Origin of the sequence: Novosphingobium sp., assembly GCF_036733805.1 — a bacterium.
Classification (GTDB): Bacteria; Pseudomonadota; Alphaproteobacteria; order Sphingomonadales; family Sphingomonadaceae; genus Novosphingobium.
Genome location: NZ_DAIMZT010000030.1, coordinates 20,251 through 37,206, shown reverse-complemented (window position 1 = coordinate 37,206; position 16,956 = coordinate 20,251). Strand labels below are relative to the sequence as shown.

18 protein-coding genes and 1 pseudogene are annotated in these 16,956 nt (G+C 62.5%); 10 read left to right on the top strand and 9 right to left on the bottom strand.

Translation table 11 applies throughout. The features are described 5' to 3' along the window. Window positions 1-154: 154 nt before the first annotated feature. The 5 genes from V7D69_RS09040 to V7D69_RS09020 form a co-directional block, all read right to left on the bottom strand. Complete coding sequence (locus V7D69_RS09040; protein WP_324062470.1) at window positions 155-625, bottom strand: helix-turn-helix domain-containing protein; 471 nt, start codon at window positions 623-625, stop codon at window positions 155-157. Window positions 626-821: 196 nt separating this feature from the next. Further along, complete coding sequence (gene rpsI / locus V7D69_RS09035; protein WP_324062472.1) at window positions 822-1,343, bottom strand: 30S ribosomal protein S9; 522 nt, start codon at window positions 1,341-1,343, stop codon at window positions 822-824. Continuing rightward, a complete protein-coding gene (gene rplM, locus V7D69_RS09030; protein WP_324062473.1) occupies window positions 1,343-1,822 on the bottom strand; it encodes a 50S ribosomal protein L13 in 480 nt (159 codons plus the stop codon). The genes rpsI and rplM overlap by 1 nt, the downstream gene beginning before the upstream one ends. Window positions 1,823-1,981: 159 nt before the next feature. Continuing rightward, window positions 1,982-2,317, bottom strand: coding sequence for a divalent-cation tolerance protein CutA (gene cutA, locus V7D69_RS09025; RefSeq protein ID WP_324062475.1), 336 nt, complete (start codon window positions 2,315-2,317; stop codon window positions 1,982-1,984). Next, window positions 2,314-3,426 (bottom strand): COX15/CtaA family protein, encoded by a 1,113-nt coding sequence (locus V7D69_RS09020; protein WP_442947049.1) that lies wholly within the window; start codon window positions 3,424-3,426, stop codon window positions 2,314-2,316. The genes cutA and V7D69_RS09020 overlap by 4 nt, the downstream gene beginning before the upstream one ends. A 123-nt stretch (window positions 3,427-3,549) precedes the next feature. On the opposite strand from V7D69_RS09020, the gene V7D69_RS09015 reads away from it, so the two are divergent. From V7D69_RS09015 to V7D69_RS09005, 4 genes and pseudogenes are all read left to right on the top strand, one after another. After that, window positions 3,550-3,921, top strand: a complete 372-nt coding sequence (locus V7D69_RS09015) for a MerC domain-containing protein (RefSeq protein ID WP_333605612.1) — start codon at window positions 3,550-3,552, stop codon at window positions 3,919-3,921. A gap of 18 nt (window positions 3,922-3,939) precedes the next feature. Continuing rightward, window positions 3,940-4,149, top strand: a pseudogene (thiS, locus tag V7D69_RS16180) (sulfur carrier protein ThiS); the annotation flags it as partial. Between the two features lie 54 nt (window positions 4,150-4,203). After that, window positions 4,204-5,001 (top strand): bifunctional sulfur carrier protein/thiazole synthase protein, encoded by a 798-nt coding sequence (locus V7D69_RS09010; protein ID WP_414690991.1) that lies wholly within the window; start codon window positions 4,204-4,206, stop codon window positions 4,999-5,001. Between the two features lie 209 nt (window positions 5,002-5,210). Then, window positions 5,211-5,738 (top strand): hypothetical protein, encoded by a 528-nt coding sequence (locus tag V7D69_RS09005; protein ID WP_324060806.1) that lies wholly within the window; start codon window positions 5,211-5,213, stop codon window positions 5,736-5,738. 59 nt (window positions 5,739-5,797) lie between these two features. Here V7D69_RS09005 and V7D69_RS09000 read toward each other — a convergent pair whose 3' ends face one another. Both V7D69_RS09000 and V7D69_RS08995 read right to left on the bottom strand, forming a co-directional pair. Continuing rightward, complete coding sequence (locus V7D69_RS09000; protein WP_333605611.1) at window positions 5,798-6,766, bottom strand: quinone oxidoreductase family protein; 969 nt, start codon at window positions 6,764-6,766, stop codon at window positions 5,798-5,800. A 172-nt stretch (window positions 6,767-6,938) separates the two neighbouring features. After that, window positions 6,939-7,637: a dienelactone hydrolase family protein gene (locus V7D69_RS08995; RefSeq protein ID WP_333605610.1), complete on the bottom strand. Its 699-nt coding sequence runs from the start codon at window positions 7,635-7,637 to the stop codon at window positions 6,939-6,941. A 101-nt stretch (window positions 7,638-7,738) separates the two neighbouring features. Here V7D69_RS08995 and V7D69_RS08990 point away from each other — a divergent pair, with 101 nt between their 5' ends. The 6 genes from V7D69_RS08990 (at window position 7,739) to V7D69_RS08965 (ending at window position 13,641) form a co-directional block, all read left to right on the top strand. Beyond that, the gene (locus tag V7D69_RS08990; RefSeq protein ID WP_333605609.1) at window positions 7,739-8,017 is read left to right on the top strand and encodes a DUF6489 family protein; all 279 of its coding nucleotides are present in this window, start codon (window positions 7,739-7,741) and stop codon (window positions 8,015-8,017) included. Window positions 8,018-8,058: 41 nt separating this feature from the next. Beyond that, entirely contained in the window at window positions 8,059-9,336 is a 1,278-nt protein-coding gene (mnmE, locus tag V7D69_RS08985) for a tRNA uridine-5-carboxymethylaminomethyl(34) synthesis GTPase MnmE (RefSeq protein ID WP_333605608.1), read from the top strand. Between the two features lie 99 nt (window positions 9,337-9,435). Beyond that, window positions 9,436-11,283 carry a tRNA uridine-5-carboxymethylaminomethyl(34) synthesis enzyme MnmG gene (gene mnmG, locus V7D69_RS08980; RefSeq protein WP_324060802.1) on the top strand — a complete coding sequence of 616 codons (1,848 nt, stop codon included), beginning with the start codon at window positions 9,436-9,438 and terminating at the stop codon, window positions 11,281-11,283. Then, a complete protein-coding gene (rsmG, locus tag V7D69_RS08975) occupies window positions 11,280-11,921 on the top strand; it encodes a 16S rRNA (guanine(527)-N(7))-methyltransferase RsmG (protein ID WP_324060803.1) in 642 nt (213 codons plus the stop codon). Before mnmG ends, rsmG begins: the two co-directional genes overlap by 4 nt. Continuing rightward, a complete protein-coding gene (locus V7D69_RS08970) occupies window positions 11,918-12,694 on the top strand; it encodes a ParA family protein (protein WP_324060804.1) in 777 nt (258 codons plus the stop codon). Before rsmG ends, V7D69_RS08970 begins: the two co-directional genes overlap by 4 nt. Next, on the top strand, window positions 12,691-13,641 hold the full coding sequence (locus tag V7D69_RS08965) for a ParB/RepB/Spo0J family partition protein (RefSeq protein WP_333605607.1): 951 nt from the start codon (window positions 12,691-12,693) through the stop codon (window positions 13,639-13,641). Before V7D69_RS08970 ends, V7D69_RS08965 begins: the two co-directional genes overlap by 4 nt. Window positions 13,642-13,685: 44 nt before the next feature. On the opposite strand, the gene V7D69_RS08960 is transcribed toward V7D69_RS08965, so the two are convergent. Continuing rightward, window positions 13,686-15,506, bottom strand: coding sequence for an AMP-dependent synthetase/ligase (locus V7D69_RS08960; protein ID WP_333605606.1), 1,821 nt, complete (start codon window positions 15,504-15,506; stop codon window positions 13,686-13,688). 156 nt (window positions 15,507-15,662) lie between these two features. Then, window positions 15,663-16,721 (bottom strand): quinone-dependent dihydroorotate dehydrogenase, encoded by a 1,059-nt coding sequence (locus tag V7D69_RS08955; RefSeq protein WP_333605614.1) that lies wholly within the window; start codon window positions 16,719-16,721, stop codon window positions 15,663-15,665. Window positions 16,722-16,956: the final 235 nt, after the last annotated feature.

The following is a 16,956-nucleotide window of genomic DNA, read 5'->3' as shown; positions in this document are numbered from 1 at the left end:
ACCCGGTTATCCCGAGTGCTGCGGCATATAACCCAAATGGTTCGTTATGTCAATGTGAGAAAGCAATATCGGCTTACATGCAGAAGCGTTGAAGCTTCGTGAATGAAAGAACTGCGGTGTCCCGCAGCCCTTTTCCTCCGACGCGATGCGGCTTTCAAAGTTCTCGACCCAAGCGCCTTTCCACGGCCCGCTTTTCCCACTGAGGGCCCAACCAGGGAATGACGTTATAGACCACCAATCCGCGCAGCAGCAGGACGGCGCCCCAGATGCCGGCGGTATAAAGGAACCACAATACCTTGGGGTGAGTCATCAGATTGATGGTCGCCAGCCCGCCAACGACGATCAGGTAAACCGTCACGCCGATCCAGAATTTCTTGATGGCGCGAACTTGGCTGAATGCGAGGGCGATTTCGGCTTGTTCTGGTGTTCTGGCGATATCACGCACGGCTTCCTCCTGTAATTCGGAAAAATCGACATCGAACGCAGCGCCCAATGCCTTGAACGATTCGAGGCTGGCCGATTGCCCGCGTTCGATGCGCTGAATGGTGCGGACATTGAGTCCTGAAAGGTCGGCCAGTTGCTGCTGGCTCCAACCCTTCTTCAAACGCATCTGCTGAACAATCACCGTGTGTACCTCCATCGTTCGCCATGCCGGTATCGGCCGGTCGGGATTCGCAAAACGTCAGTAGCCCGCCACTACCCGCCAATTACCCGACAGCGGCCCGACAATGGCAGATTTCAACAATTGTCGGCGATAATGAAAATGAAAAAGGGCCGCGGTTTCCCGCGACCCTTTCGAAAGCCGAAGCTCTGCGAAGTGTTTAGCGCTTCGAGAACTGGAAGCTGCGGCGAGCCTTGGCGCGGCCGTATTTCTTGCGTTCCACCACGCGGCTGTCGCGGGTGAGGAAGCCGGCGGCCTTGACGGCGCTGCGCAAGGCCGGCTCGTACTTCGACAGGGCCTGGGCGATGCCGTGCTTCACTGCGCCGGCCTGGCCGGAAAGACCGCCACCCTTGACAGTGGCAACCACGTCGTACTGGCTGTCACGACCGGCTACCTGGAAGGGCTGGTTGATGACGAGGCGCAGGGTCGGACGCGCGAAGTAGACTTCCTGGTCACGACCGTTGACCACAACCTTGCCGGTGCCGGGCTTCAGCCAGACGCGAGCCACGGCATCCTTGCGGCGACCGGTGGCATAAGCGCGGCCCTGTGCGTCCAGCTCTTGATCGCGCAGCGGCGCAGTGGGAGCCGCCGGCGCCAGCGGGGTTTCAGCAACAGCGGCGGGAGCGCTGACGGCGAGGTCCTTGAGATCGGACAGGCTCGAAACGGTATCGGTGTCGGACATTACGCGCCCACCTTGTTCTTGCGGTTCATGGAAGCGATGTCGAGCGGCTGAGGCTGCGTGCCGCCGTGAGGATGCTCGGCTCCGCCATAGACGTGAAGCGCACGCATCTGGTTACGGCCCAGCGGACCACGCGGAATCATGCGCTCAACCGCCTTTTCAAGCACGCGCTCGGGGAAGCGGCCGGCCAGGACCTTGTCCGCCGTCACTTCCTTGATGCCGCCGGCATAGCCCGTGTGCTTGTAATAGGTCTGCTGTTTCAGCTTGTTGCCAGTGAAGCGCACCTTCTCGGCATTGATGACGACGACATGATCGCCGCAATCGACATGCGGGGTGAAGCTGGGCTTGTGCTTGCCGCGCAGCAGGTCGGCGACGACCACGGCGAGGCGGCCGACCACCAGATCTTCGGCATCGATCAGATGCCATTTCTTTTCCACCTCGGCCGGCTTGATCGACCGGGTGACCTTCGTAAGCGCCTTCATGGCTGGTCCATCCCTTGTATTTGGGGCCCTAATGTTTCGTGCGCGCATCACCGAAATGCCCGAAGCAAATCCGCCGGTGCACGGGAAGGTGGCCAAATCGTCGAAATAAGGTGCGAAGTCAAGCGGACTGCGGCTTTCCGTAGAGGTAAAATAATACCTCTATATAATTCCCGCCAGCCACGCCAGCGTTCCCGGCGCGCCGGCATCGCAGCGCCAACCCAACACCGCCGGCTCGTCATAAGGATGAAGTTCGACAAGGCGCGCAATCGCGCGGTCCAGCAGATCGGCGTTCGTTTTAAGCAGCATACCCACCTCCCGGGCAGTGTCTCTGGCGCCGTTCCACACGAACACGCTGGTCATGCCGGGCAAGACGTTGCCGCAAGCGATCAGCTTTTCGTCCAGCAGCATATGGATCGCCGACAAGGCCGCCTCCTCATCGGGAAAGGGGCACCAGATGAGCGCTCCGCTCACCGGCCCGTTCTGCGGCTCATTCACCGGCGAGGGCCGCCCTGGAAGCCCAGCGCGTCGCGACGGCCGATGGCATGAACGCCCCATACAGTCGCCGCGACGAGGAGAGCGCCGCAAAGCTGGTGCGCGACCGCCAGCCACAGCGCCACGCCGGACCATACCGTGAAGATGCCCAGCAGCACCTGCGTTCCGAAAGCGCTATGCACGGCGATCGAGACCATCCGGTGGCGGCCGCGAAGCTGGCGGGCCAGCATGACGAGCACCGCGACTACGCCCCAGGCCCACCAGCGGTGAATGAAGTGCGTCAGGTAGGGATCATTGAACAAGGCATGGAAGAACCCGCTCGTCCAATCGACGCCTTCAGGAAAGAACCGGCCCTGCATGAGCGGCCAGGCGTCCGCGTGGAACCAGCCTGCGCCCGCGACGTAGCCCGCGCGCAGGCCGGCGACCGTGGCCCCCATGAACAGCTGAATCGCCAGCATCGCCAGCGTGAATGCGCCGAAGCCCGTTAGGCGCGCCCGCGGTTCCCCTCTTGCCAGCGCCCGCAGATCCAACGCGGTCCAGACGAGCCCGCCCAGGGTGGCGAGCGCGACCAGCAGATGCGCCGCGAGGCGGAAATGGCTGACGCGGTCCGCCGCTTCGGGAGTGAGGCCGGACGATACCATCCACCAGCCCACCACCCCTTGCAGTCCGCCCAGCGCCAGCAGAGCCAGCAGCCGTGGCTTGTAACCAAGGGGAATGGTGCGCCTGAACCAGAACCAGGCAAGGGGAAGGGCGAAAGCCAGGCCGATCGCCCGCGCGAGCAGACGATGAACCCATTCCCAGAAGTAGATGAACTTGTATTGTGCCAGCGTCATCCCCGCGGGGCCATTGACGTCAAGGTATTGTGGGATCTTCTTGTAACCCGCGAACTCGGCCTGCCACTGCGCTTCGGTAAGCGGCGGGACTGCGCCGGTGATCGGCTTCCACTGCGTGATCGACAAGCCGGATTCGGTCAGCCGGGTGATGCCGCCCACCACGACGATCAGCACGACCAGCGCGGCGACGAAAAGCAACCAGCGCACCATCGGGACGATATCGTCGGAGGTGCCGATGAGCGGGCGGCCGTCTGCAATTTTCAATTGTGCACCTTTCATGGCGGACTTCTGCGATTTCACAGTCGATTACGCAAGTACCACATCGACAAGAGGTTTTGGTGCGCAGGCGACACTGGATTGGCGACACTTGATTGATGATACAACATAACATATTGGCATGCCATGCGTAGCGCCATCATCGCGATTCGGGATCGGCTGGACCGGGCGGGAATCATTCTCAGCGGCCTGTGCGTGATTCATTGCCTGCTGGGCGTGTTGCTGGTGGGCGTTCTGGGGTTGGGTGGAGAGGCGTTGCTTTCTCCCGCGATTCACCGGGTCGGCCTGGCTTTGGCGCTCACCGTGGGTCTTGTCTCGCTAAGCTTCGGGATGCGGCGCCACGGTCGCGTGGGGCCATTGGTCATCGGCGGGCTTGGCCTGTCTCTGATGGCTGCCGCGCTCGCTGCCGGCCACGGGTTGCCGGAGGCGGTGCTGACGGTCATGGGCGTTTCCCTCGTCGCTTTCGCACACATTCGGAACTTGCGCGCTGCTTGTTGAGCGCTATCTGCGCAAGACATGGCTGCCGAACTCCTGCTCACCATCAATGGCGAACCGCGCCGGATTGCCGCGGGCGCGACCATTGCTGATCTCGTGGCCGGTCTTGGTCTCGATCCCCGGAAGGTCGCGGTTGAACGCAATGCTGAAATCGCGCCGCGTTCGACGCTGAACGATGTCATGCTTTCGGACGGTGACGTGCTGGAGATCGTCCATTTCGTCGGTGGGGGCTGAGCATGGCCGTGGCGCATTTTTACTTCATTCGTTCCCGAAAGGACGCGGACCTTGCCTGAATTGAACGCCGAGACTCGGTCTGCCGATACCTGGACGGTCGCCGGCCGCACTTTCACTTCGCGGCTCATCGTTGGGACCGGCAAGTATAAGGACTTCGCGCAGAATGCCGCCGCGGTGGAGGCGTCAGGCGCGGAGATCGTCACGGTGGCTGTGCGGCGGGTCAACGTCTCCGATCCCAAGGCGCCGATGCTCACGGATTACATCGATCCGAAGAAGATCACGTACCTGCCCAATACCGCCGGCTGCTTTACGGCGGAGGACGCGATCCGCACGCTGCGCCTGGCGCGCGAGGCGGGCGGCTGGGACCTGGTGAAACTGGAAGTGCTGGGCGAGGCGCGCACGCTTTATCCGGATATGCGTGAGACGCTGACAGCGACTGAGGTCTTGGCGAAAGAAGGCTTCGCACCGATGGTCTATTGCGTCGATGATCCGATCGCGGCCAAGCAGCTGGAAGAAGCGGGCGCCGTGGCGATCATGCCGCTGGGCGCGCCGATCGGTTCGGGCCTGGGCATCCAGAACCGCGTCACGATCCGCCTGATCGTGGAGGGGGCAGGCGTGCCCGTGCTGGTCGACGCCGGTGTCGGCACCGCGTCCGATGCGGCCGTGGCCATGGAACTGGGTTGCGACGGCGTGCTCATGAATACTGCCATCGCCGAGGCGAAGGACCCGGTGCGCATGGCCCGCGCGATGAAGCTGGCGGTCCAAGGCGGGCGCGACGCTTATCTCGCCGGCCGCATGGCAACACGGCGTTATGCCGATCCGTCAAGCCCTCTGGCCGGATTGATCTGAAGCGGCCAAGCGGACCTGTTCCGGATGTCCCTTCCAGGCATAACATACGTGCGATGACGGTTAACCCGCTCCTTTCCAATTGCTTACCGGGAAAGCAGTAGTCGAACTTCTTGATAGTTAATACCTTGGCAACCGGATGGGGATTAACTGTGACGCGTGAAGGGGGTCCTTCGCGAGTCACAGCGATCATGGGACGGGGGGTCACGGCCATGACATATGCGGGTTCGGCAACTCTGACGATCAGCGAACTGCGGGAGTTCGCCAGTTTCACATCTTGCGAGCAGCGCTATATCCGACGCGGGTTGGATGTCGGCCTGGGCCGACAGGACGCTTTCAAGCTCTGGGCGCGCGATTCAGGTGAAGCCGCTTCGATCCGCAGGCAATATGCCGCTTATCAGGATCTGCGGGGGCTGCGCGCCATGCGGCCTGACGAGGTGGGCTTTGACGATCTGGACGTGTTTATGGGCAAGCTGGTGCGCATGGCTGCCTTTGACCTGGCCCAGGAGAAGCTGAGCAGCTTCTCGGCCTTCCGCTTCCTGTACGAGCGTTTACTCGGGGCCTGGGTTCGCCCGTGGTTGCCGGGTGCGTTCTGCGGCGCCGCGGCATTGCCGCAGATTCGCCCCGATCGGCGCAAGACCTTGCTCCATTCGATCAGCGAAGCCGCCGCGACCGCGCCGGGCTGGTCGGAGCGCGAGCCGAGCTTCTATCCCGAGTTCATTGAGAAGGAAGCGGCCTGACAAGCCGGGAACCGCGAAAAAGCCGTTCGCGCTTTTGACGGCGAACGGCTTCCGGAATCTCAGGGAATCAGAACAGTGGATCCCGTTGTCGCGCGGCTTTCCAGCGCCCGATGAGCCTGGGCTGCGTCCTCCAGCTTGAAAGTCTGCCCAATTCTGGGCTTGAGCACCCCGCGGCCAATGCGATCGAACAGCTTCTTTGCGCTTGCCGCCAGTGCTTCGGGCGTTGCCATATAATCGCTCACGGTCGGACGTGTGACGTAAAGCGAGCCGCCGCGCATCAGATCGAGCAAAGAGATGGGCGGCACCGCGCCGGACGCGTTGCCATAGCTGGCCATCAGCCCGCGCGGGCGCAGGCAGGCGAGTGAGGCGCTCCATGATGCGGCGCCTACGCCGTCGTAAACGACGTGGCACATGGCGCCCTTGGTAATGGCGCGGACTTTTTCAGATAACTCATTGAAATTACAGAAAAGAGAATGCTCCGTGTGAACCTGTGCCGCCTTTTCCGCCGAACCGGAATGAGCGATCACGGTCACTCCCTTGTCAAGCAGCCAGGGAACCAGCAGCGAACCGACGCCGCCCGCGGCGGAATGGACAAGCGCGACCTGGCCGGCCTGTGCCGGGAAGGTGTCTTCAGCCAGATAGCACGCCGTCAGCCCCTTGAGCATGACGGCAGCGGCAATATCAGGTGCGACTTCTTCCGGGACGCGGATGGCCTTTTCCGCCGGGATCAGGCGGTGAGAGGCATAAGAGCCGCTGTGCGGCGTGGCGCCCACCCGCTCGCCTAGCGCAAAGCCGGAGACGCCTTCGCCAAGCGCGATGATCCGCCCGACGCTTTCCGCCCCCAGCGCCACCGGCAGGGCCGTGGGGTAAAGGCCCTTGCGATAATAAGTGTCAATGAAGTTGAGGCCCACCGCCTCTGTTTCGATCAGCACTTGGCCGGGGCCGGGGGGCGGTACTTCGAATGCTTCGCGCTCTATCACTTCGGGGCCGCCGTGGGCCCTCGCGATCATACGATATCCAGTCGTCATGGCAGGGGGGTCTCTTGTGGGAAATAGAGGTCGAATTTGTCAGCGCGTTATCCGGCAGGCGATTTTCGTGCTTGCCGGATAACGGCCAGGCTCATGGCCGGATTGCAAGGCGCATCAATGGGTCGCGGTCTTCAAGACCGCCGATAATTAACGCGCGGCGTGCTTTGACGTTCTAGCCTAGGTGCTCGGCGAAGAACGCCTCGGTCCGGCTGTCTGCCAGGATTGCGCCCGCTTCATCCCGGCGCGAGCCGACCTCGGCCGCGAACCCGTGGTCGAGACCCGCGTAATCGTGAAGCGTCACGCGCGGATGCTCATCCAGAGCTTCATGCATCGCCTTTTGCGCGTCGGGCGGTACGAAACCATCGGCGGCGGGAATATGCAGCATCAGTGGCCGGGCAATGGCATGCTTTTCGTTCAGCATCTTCTCGATCGACACGCCGTAATAGCCAACCGAAGCATCGATATCTGTACGCGCGGCGACCATGTAAGCGACGAGGCCCCCCATGCAGTAACCCACGAGACCGACCTTGGGCACGTGCTCTTCGCGGCGGATCCAATGAATCACCGCCTCGATGTCGCGAATGCCCAGATCGAGATCGTGCTTGCCCATGTAGTCCAGCGCCTGTTGGAACTCCTCTGGGTTATCTGCATCAAGCTCCACGCCGGGGCGCTGCCGCCAGAAGCTGTCGGGCGCGACAGCGAGATAGCCTTTGGCAGCCCAGCCATCCGCCTTCTTGCGAATACCGGCGTCTACCCCGAATATCTCCTGCTGCACGATGATCGCGCCGCGGGGTGTTCCTTCAGGGCGAGCCACATAGGCGGGAATCATGCCGTCGCCGTCAAGCGTGGGAATTTCGGTGTTGGAGGCCATGAGTTTCTCCTGAATTGGGCGCTTTGAGTGTTAGCCAGTTGCAATGGACTTTGTGAAGCGCATGTGTCAGCAATGTCAAAGAAATCCAGCGGGAGCCCAAAATGAAGGTCAATGTCGAGGTCGAATGCTCCCCAGAAGAAGCCCGGCGCTTCCTGGGCCTGCCGGACGTGACCAAGGCTAACGAGGTCTATGTAGATGCGCTTACCAATGCAATGCAGGGCGCCGGAAGCTTTGACCAACTGCAGGAATTGACCAGGCAAATCGCGCCGATGGGTGAGATGGGACTGAAATTGTTCCAGAAGTTCCTGGAAAGCGGCGTGGCCATGGCGATGACCGGAGCCGGTGCGGCCTCTGCAAAGTCAAAGAAGGACGGCGATTAGGAAGAGCGGGTCCTCTTCGTCACCGGGAGCCGCTAATAGACGTGGCCGATACTATCTTCGCACTTTCAAGCGGATCGCCGCCTGCCGCTATCGCCGTTGTTCGCATGAGCGGAGCGGAAGCCGGCGCAGCGCTTGCCGCTTTGGCCGGCGACCTTCCCAAACCCTGGCGGGCGAGCTACCGCACCTTGCGTGTTCCACGTGGAACAGTGCTGGATCAGGCGCTGGTGCTCTGGTTTCCTGGGCCCGGCACCGCCACCGGTGAAGACCTTGCGGAATTGCACTTGCATGGGGGCAGGGCGGTCGTCGCGGCGGTGGAGGCGGCGCTGGCGGAGTTGCCGGGACTGCGCCGCGCAGCTCCGGGTGAGTTCACACGTCGAGCTTTCGCTAATGGGCGTATCGACCTGGCGGAAGCGGAAGGGCTGGCGGACCTTCTTTCCGCCGAGACCGAGCTGCAGCGCCGAGCCGCGATGGCCATGGCCGGCGGCGCCTTGTCTCAGCAAGTTGCGCATTGGCGAGAGCGCGTGCTGACGGCAACGGCAGCGGTTGAGGCCGTGTTGGATTTCGGTGATGAGGATGACGTGTCCGAACTGCCCGGCGACTTCGTCGGCCGGCTGCTGGCCTTGGCGGATGAATTGGCGGATTGGCTGTCCCGCCCGCGTGCCGAAGCTCTGCGAGAGGGTTTTCGCGTCGTGCTGGCCGGCCCGCCCAACGCGGGCAAAAGCACCTTGTTCAACGCGCTGGTAGAGGATGAGGCGGCGATTACCGCGCCGGTTCCGGGAACGACGCGCGATGTGCTGACTCGCTCCGTGGCGATCGCGGGCGCGCCCTTCGTTTTTGCAGACACGGCCGGGTTGAGAGACGAATCGGAGGACGAGATCGAATTGATCGGGGTGGCCCGCGCGCGCGCTGCACTCGGGCGAGCCGACCTCGTGTTATGGCTCGGCTCGGAAGGAGAGGGGCCGGCGGATGCATGGGAGATCGCGGCGCAGTGCGATCGGGTGGAGGGGCCTCAGAAGGTGCGGGCGCGGCACCGAGTGTCGGCCGTTACCGGCGTGGGGCTTAATGGCTTGCGCCGTGATCTCGTTATGACTGCCTCCTGTGCCATGCCCAAGCCCGGCGACGCAGCGCTGAATCAGCGGCAGCACGCTTTGCTCGCTCAGGCCGAAACGGCCTTGCGAGCCGCGACGCGCGAGAACGACCCGCTCCTGGTTGCCGAAGCTCTGCGAGTGGCGCGCGTCGCCTTTGATACCTTGACGGGACGGGCGACCACAGAGGACATGCTCGACGCCTTGTTCGGTCGGTTCTGCATCGGAAAGTAGCTTGCCCAAGACGTAGCGCCCACAAAAGTGCTCCGGTGTTTCACGTGAAACGTCCGTTCCGGCTTTGACGCGAATCCCGCTCTCGGGTAAAGGCGCGCCATGCATTCCTTCGACGTGATCGTAATCGGCGGTGGCCATGCCGGCTGCGAGGCGGCTGCCGTTGCCGCGCGAATGGGCGCGCGCGTGGCCCTGGTCAGCTTCGATCTCGATGCAATTGGGGCGATGAGCTGCAATCCGGCAATCGGCGGTCTGGGCAAGGGGCACCTCGTGCGAGAGGTGGATGCGTTCGACGGTTTGATCGCGCGGGCCGCGGATGCCGCCGCGATTCATTATCGCATGCTCAACCGCTCCAAGGGTAGCGCTGTTCAGGGACCCCGTGTTCAGGCCGATCGTCGCTTATTCAAGGCGGCGATTCATCGCCTGCTGCAAGGGCAGGGGGATCTGTCTTTAATCGCCGGGGAAGCCGCGGCGCTGGCGCTTGAGGGAGGCAAAGTTGTCGGCCTTGATCTAGCCGATGGAACTCGATTGCAGGCGCGCGCCGTGGTGCTTTGCACCGGCACGTTTCTGGGCGGCACCCTGTTTCGAGGCGAAGAGCGAATCATCGGAGGCCGCATTGACGAGGCGTCCGCGCAAAGACTGGCGGCGCAGATGCGCGAGGCGAAACTACCGCTGGCACGGCTCAAGACCGGCACTCCGCCGCGGCTGGACGGGCGCACGATCGACTGGGCCCGCCTTGATGAGCAGCCGTCCGACGCGGAAGCGTGGACGATGTCCGCTATGAGTGAGTGCCGGACCAATCCGCGAGTGTTCTGTGCGATCACGCGCACCAATTCGCGAAGCCACGATGTCATACGTGGGAATCTGCATCGCTCGCCGTTGTTTTCTGGAGCGATTGGGGCGCGAGGGCCGCGCTATTGCCCCTCGATCGAAGATAAGATTCACCGCTTTGCCGATCGTGATGGACATCAGATTTTCCTCGAGCCCGAGGGTCTCGATACGCATCTGGTCTACCCCAACGGCATCAGCACTTCACTGCCAGCCGAAGTCCAGCTGGAGATGCTGCGTACGATGGAAGGGCTGGAGCGGGTAGAGATGGTCGTGCCGGGCTATGCCGTGGAATACGATCACATTGATCCACGTGCGTTGCGTTCCAGTTTGGAACTGCGGGAGATCGCCGGCCTCTACTGTGCTGGGCAGATCAACGGGACGACCGGTTATGAAGAAGCGGCGGCGCAAGGACTGGTCGCCGGGATGAATGCGGCCGCTGTCGTATTGGACCGTGAGGCGCCGGCGCTCGATCGCGCGAACAGCTACATGGCGGTGATGATTGACGACCTGACGCTGCATGGGGTCAGTGAGCCTTATCGCATGTTGACCGCGCGAGCCGAATATCGGCTTCGTCTGCGGGCCAACAACGCTGGCACCAGACTGACGCCCCTTGCTATCGCATGTGGCGCAGCGGGCGTGGAACGGCGCGAATGTTTCGAAAGGCGGGGCGCGGCGAGGGATGATCTGGCCTCCGCGTTCGACGTTCCAGTCTCCGCGGTGGATCTTGCAAATGTGGGCCTGCCGGTGCGTGCGGACGCCGGGCGTCTGCCGATTCGCGAATGGCTGCGCTTCGGCGGCGTCGATCTTGGCGGCTTGTCGGCCTGGCTCGATCCGAAGCTGCTCGAAGATACTGCGCTGGTGGAGGAGATGGTCGAGGATGCCGCTTATGCGCCTTATCTCGAACGTCAGGAACGCGAGTTACGCGATTTGCGCGCGAGCGAGGCGCTGCCGCTTGGCGATCATTTCCCTTACGAACAGATACCGGGTCTTTCCAGCGAAATGGTCGAGCGTTTGACTCGCGCCCGCCCGGCTACGCTTGCGGCAGCCGGGCGCATTCCCGGCATCACGCCGGCGGCGTTGGCTGCGCTTCTGGTCCGCGCCCGGCGAGATGCGGCGTGATCGCTAGTGAAGAGGAGGCGCGAGTCTGGCTTCGCGCGCTGCCGGAGTGCGACGCGAAGGCTATGAGCCGGCTCGAACTGCTGGCTTCCCTGCTGGCGGAGGAAAACCAGCGACAGAATCTTGTCTCGGCCGCGAGCTTGGACCAGGTCTGGCTTCGACATATCGTGGATAGCGCCCAGCTCCTTTGCCATGTTCCACGTGGAACATCCGGCTTATGGCTCGATCTAGGCACGGGCGCGGGTTTTCCCGGTCTGGTGATCGCGGCGCTCAAACCGGATATCGAAGTGCTGATGGTCGAATCGCGCGCGCGGCGAATCGAATGGCTCGATCGGGCGCGAATCGCCTTGGGATTATCACGTGCGCAGATCATCGGCCAAAGGCTCGAAATGATCGAAGCGCGCCCAGTCAGCGTTATATCGGCGCGCGCATTTGCTCCTTTGGAGCGATTGCTGGCACTTTCCGCCGGATTTTCCACAAGTGACACCATCTGGCTGTTGCCCAAAGGGCGCTCCGCACAGCAAGAATTGGATGACCTTCGCACATGGCGGCACGTGTTCCACGTGGAACAGTCTGTGACGGACCCGCAGGCAGGCATCATTGTCGGCACACTCGCCGGCAGGAAGGGAAAGACCAGGTGATCCGCATTGCCATCGCCAATCAAAAAGGCGGCGTCGGAAAGACGACTACGGCGATCAACGTCTCGACCGCGCTGGCGGCGACGGGCTGGAAGACGCTGCTGATCGACCTCGATCCGCAAGGCAATGCCTCCACCGGCATCGGAGTCGCCGCGTCGGAGCGCGAGGCATCGTCTTACGACGTGCTGGTCGATAGCGCGCCGGTTGCGGAATGCGTCATGCCGACCAAGATACCCGGCCTTGATCTCTTGGCGGCGACCGTAGACTTGTCAGGCGCTGAGGTGGAACTGGTCAATGAAGATGATCGGGCGCACCGGTTGCAACAGGCGTTGAGAGGCGATCTTGGGTATGATGTCTGCCTGATCGACTGCCCGCCGTCGCTCGGTCTGCTCACGCTCAATGCCTTGACGGCGGCGGACACTTTGTTGGTGCCGCTGCAATGCGAGTTCTTCGCTCTTGAAGGGCTAAGCCAGCTTTTGCAGACGGTCGAACGCGTCCAGCAGCGTTTCAATCCCGATCTGGGGATCATCGGCATCGCACTTACCATGTTCGATCGTCGCAACCGCCTGACTGACCAGGTTTCGGAGGACGTCCGGTCCTGCCTGGGGCAGCTCGTCTTCGAAACGACCATCCCCCGCAATGTCCGCTTGTCCGAAGCGCCGAGCCATGGTGTGCCGGCGCTGATTTACGATCACGCTTGCGCCGGCAGCCGTGCATACATGGCGCTTGCGCGTGAATTGATAACCCGACTGCCCGAGAAGAGGAAAGCGGCATGAGCGAGGAATCCGTCGTCCGCATCAGTGTCCCCCAGGCGAAGCAGAAGCCGAAAGGGCTGGGGCGCGGACTTGGGGCTTTGCTGGGCGAATCGCGTCGTGAGGAACCGGTTGCGTCGGCTGTGGAAGGTGAAGCGCCTTTCAAGCGAGCAGGGGGGCTCGCTATCGTGGCGGTCGCGGACATTACGCCGCACCCAGATCAGCCGCGACGCAGCTTTGACGAAGCTGCTCTTGAGGAACTTGCGGCGTCGATCGCGCAGCGCGGGGTGATTCAGCCCATTATCGTGCGGCCAATGGATAACGGTCGCTATCAGCTTGTGGCCGGGGAGCGCCGCTGGCGCGCGGCGCAGAAGGCGCGATTGCACGAAATCCCGGCGCTGGTGCGCGATCTGTCAGAGCGTGACGTCATGGCGCTCGCCCTGATAGAGAACCTGCAGCGCGAGGATCTGAATCCGATTGAAGAGGCGCGGGCTTACAATCGGCTGGCTGAACTGGAGAGCATGACACAGGCCGAGATCGCTCGCATGGTCGACAAGAGCCGGAGCCATGTGGCCAACCTTCAACGCCTGCTCGCCTTGCCCGAAGGCGTGATCGAGCGGGTGGAGAAAGGCGAGCTTTCCATGGGCCATGCCCGCGCCTTGATCGGCTGCGATGACGCTGAGGAAATCGCTGAGGCTGCCGTGGCCCGGCAGATGTCCGTGCGCGATGTCGAAAAGCTGGTCCGCAAGAAACAGCGCGGAGACAGCATGCCGCGCCGCGCTCGACCCGCGCGCAATACGGTCGAAGATGCAGACATCGCGGCGGTTCAGAGTCATTTGGAAGAATTTCTCGGACTGCCGGTGAAGATTCAGGCCGATGTCGATCCTAAATCGGGCTCCGTCACGATCCGTTATACTACGCTCGATCAGCTCGATCTGATCTGCCAGCGATTAACGGGTGGAGCTATTTAGTTGAATCAGAAGTAATTGCGAAATCTTTGGAAGAAAGTAGAGCATCAAGTCCGATACAATGCTTCCAGCCGATCGCCATAGCGAGCCTTCAGCTTGTGTCGCCGAATTTTCAAACTGGGCGTCATTTCTTCGTTCTCGATCGAGAAGGGCTCTTCGGCAAAAGTGAACCTACGCACTTTCTCGGTTAGGGACAGATCGGCGTTGACGCGGTCTATCGCGTCGCGGATCGCGGTGCGGAAGGCGGGGAGTGATTGCAGGGCCTTGAAATCGAAGGTTTCTCCGTTGTCGCGCGCCCATTGCAGCGCCCAGTCGGCATCCGGCACGATCAGGCTGACGACATAAGGGCGCCGATCGCCTGAGATCATGGCCTGGGCAATTTCCGGTCGCAAGGTCAGCATCGATTCAACCTTTTGCGGGGAGATGTTGTCGCCCTTGTCATTGACGATCATGTCCTTCTTGCGATCGGTGATCCGGATGCGTCCCTTTCCGTCAAAATGGCCGACGTCGCCGGTGTGCAGCCAGGTTCCGGTCTCGGGATCGGTCTTCAAGACGTTGGCCGACGCCGCTTCATTCTGCCAATACCCGTGCATCACCAACTCGCCGCTGACCAGGATCTCGCCGTCGTTGGCGATGCGTACCTGAACTCCGCGCAAGGGCGGCCCGACCGTGTCCATCTTCACCCCCGCCTTAGGCCGGTTGACGGATATGACCGGTCCGGCCTCGGTCTGACCATAGCCCTGGAGCAGCGTGAGGCCCATCGCCTCGAAGAAAGTGCCGATCTCTGGGTTAAGCGGCGCACCACCGGACACCAGCGCCTTGATCCGACCGCCGAACCGTTTCTGCACTTTCGGACGCAAGGTGCGATCGAGCAAGAGGTCGAGCGGATAGTCCGTAAGGTGACGGCGGCCCTGGTCCTTGCGCGCTGCGCTGGCGGTGGCCCATTCCATCAGACGCCGGGCGACCACGCCCTGTTTTTCGACCTGCTTTATGATTCTTGTACGCAGAACCTCGAAAAGGCGCGGCACGACGATCATGATCGTGGGGCGCACTTCCTCGATATTTGACGCCAGCTTGTCCAGCCCTTCGGCATAGTAGATCTGGGCGCCCAGGCCGATGGGCAGGAACTGACCGCCGGTGTGCTCATAAGCGTGGCTGAGGGGGAGGAACGAAAGGAAGGTTTCCCCTGGGTTCCAGCCGAAATCCTCGGCAATGATCTCCGCCGCGCCGGCAACGTTCCTCAGCAGCATGCCGTGATGCTGCCGCACACCCCTCGGAGCGCCGCCGGTGCCGCTGGTGTAGACGATGCAGGCCAGATCGCCGCGCCCTATTGCGGGAAGGCGCGCTTCCACTTCGGCGCGCGCGGCCGCGGCGTCGCCTTCGAACATGGCGTCCCAGGCGTGAACGTTGAAAGTGCCGCCCTGAAGCAGTGATAGCGACTCCATGCAGATGACGTCTCTGCACAGGTCGGTCTGGACGATGGCCGGCAGCAGCATCTTGGCGAGTTTCGCACTGGAGACTATTGCGGCGCGCGCGCCGGAATTTTCCAGGATGTGCATGTGATCGCGAGCGGTATTAGTGGTGTACGTAGGCACGGTCACGCAGCTGGCAGCCATGATAGCCAAATCGGCGATGCACCATTCGGGGCGGTTTTCCGAAACGATGAGCACCCGGTCGCCGGGCTGAAGGCCAAGACGACGCAGCGATCCGGCAAGCAGGCAGACGCGGCGCACCGCTTCGATCCAGCTCAGTGCTTTCCAGCGCCCCCCGCTCTTGGTCCAGAGCATAGGCGCATCGCCCCGCTCGCCGGCGCGTTGCAGGAATAAGGAGACTAGGTTCGCGCTCTTGTCGAAATCGGCTAAATCCATGGCTTCCGCCGTCTCCCTTGTCCTGGCGAACGTCTAGAGTGATTTCGCGGGCCGGGGAATCATCTTACGGTCCAGAAATTACGGAAAAACGCAGAAATTCCTGAAGCGATCCCGACGCGGCGCGAAACATCGTCGCTGTCGGCGGAAGAGGCGGAGTTATAGCGTACCTACGGCCTCCACGATCGTGGCGAAGCCGTCACGTCGCATCAGTTTGACCAGTCCACGGCAGATCGCGCGGGCAATTCCGGGGCCTTCGTAGACCATTGCGCTGTAAACCTGGATCAGGCTGGCTCCCGCGCGGATGCGCGCCCATGCGTCCTCGGGGCCGGCGATGCCGCCTACGCCGATCAGCGGCATCGCGCCTCCGGTGGCCTTGCGGAAGTCTCGCAGGCGTTGCTGCGCCAAGTCTCGCAGCGGCGCGCCGGAAAGGCCGCCTGTTTCCCCGGCGTGGGGTGAGGAAAGCGGCGGGCGAGAGATCGTGGTGTTGGAAACAATCAGGGCGCCCAGTCCCTTCTCGATCGCGATCCGCGCAATGGCGTCGATGTCCGCCGGTTGCAGGTCGGGCGCCACCTTGAGAAATACGGGCGGTCGTCGGCCTTCGAGGCAGGCCGCATTGCGCGCCTCAATGACCGCGTCGAGGAGCACGGTAAGCGCGCCTTCGTCCTGCAAGGCGCGCAGGCCGGGGGTGTTGGGGCTGGAAATGTTGACCGCCAGATAGCTGGCCAAGGGTGCCATGAGCCGCGTCATGATCGCATAGTCCGCCATGCGGTCTGACGAATCCTTGTTGGCGCCGATGTTGATGCCTACCACGCCGGGGCGCCCTGCGCGGGCCTCCATCCGATGAACGGCAGCCTGCGCCCCACCGTTATTGAAGCCCATGCGATTGATGACGGCGCGGTCCTCGGTCAGTCGGAACAGTCGCGGCTTGGGATTGCCTGCCTGGGGCAGCGGCGTGATGGAACCCACTTCCGCGAAACCGAAGCCGAGACCCAGCAGAGCGTCGGGTATCTCGCCGTCCTTGTCGAAGCCGGCGGCCATGCCGACAGGGTTGGGAAAGGCTATTCCGGCAACCTGCGTGGCCAAACAGCCTGGAAAGGCGAGCGGTCGCCCAGGCGCGGCCAGTTTCAGGGCGGTCAGAGCCAGGCCATGCGCCTTTTCAGCGTCGAATCGGAACAGGACGGGGCGGATCAAGGAATACAGCACGCCGTCGCGCATAGACGCGGCCGCAGTGGTGCACAAATGCTTCATTGCAGCAAATTCGCGCTGCGAATGCGCATAAAAGTGGCCGGATCGACCCGTGCAGACCCCGCTGTGTCGCAAATATACAATTAATCGCCTGGGCGGCCCCCTACACGAGGGCCGCGACCCGAAGGGCTCGTAGCGCGTGCGCTCGAGTTCTTTTCAACTTGAGGGCGGTTTCCGGTTTCGGCTGGAAGCCGCCTTTTTTCAT

Bases quoted from the DNA above. Each gene is read 5' to 3' on its own strand.
- rpsI (WP_324062472.1), bottom strand. From the start codon at position 1,343: ATGTCCGACACCGATACCGTTTCGAGCCTGTCCGATCTCAAGGACCTC.
- rplM (WP_324062473.1), bottom strand. From the start codon at position 1,822: ATGAAGGCGCTTACGAAGGTCACCCGGTCGATCAAGCCGGCCGAGGTG.
- V7D69_RS09020 (WP_442947049.1), bottom strand. From the start codon at position 3,426: ATGAAAGGTGCACAATTGAAAATTGCAGACGGCCGCCCGCTCATCGGC.
- V7D69_RS09015 (WP_333605612.1), top strand. From the start codon at position 3,550: ATGCGTAGCGCCATCATCGCGATTCGGGATCGGCTGGACCGGGCGGGA.
- V7D69_RS09005 (WP_324060806.1), top strand. From the start codon at position 5,211: ATGACATATGCGGGTTCGGCAACTCTGACGATCAGCGAACTGCGGGAG.
- V7D69_RS09000 (WP_333605611.1), bottom strand. From the start codon at position 6,766: ATGACGACTGGATATCGTATGATCGCGAGGGCCCACGGCGGCCCCGAA.
- V7D69_RS08995 (WP_333605610.1), bottom strand. From the start codon at position 7,637: ATGGCCTCCAACACCGAAATTCCCACGCTTGACGGCGACGGCATGATT.
- V7D69_RS08990 (WP_333605609.1), top strand. From the start codon at position 7,739: ATGAAGGTCAATGTCGAGGTCGAATGCTCCCCAGAAGAAGCCCGGCGC.
- mnmG (WP_324060802.1), top strand. From the start codon at position 9,436: ATGCATTCCTTCGACGTGATCGTAATCGGCGGTGGCCATGCCGGCTGC.
- V7D69_RS08965 (WP_333605607.1), top strand. From the start codon at position 12,691: ATGAGCGAGGAATCCGTCGTCCGCATCAGTGTCCCCCAGGCGAAGCAG.
- V7D69_RS08960 (WP_333605606.1), bottom strand. From the start codon at position 15,506: ATGGATTTAGCCGATTTCGACAAGAGCGCGAACCTAGTCTCCTTATTC.
- V7D69_RS08955 (WP_333605614.1), bottom strand. From the start codon at position 16,721: ATGCGCGACGGCGTGCTGTATTCCTTGATCCGCCCCGTCCTGTTCCGA.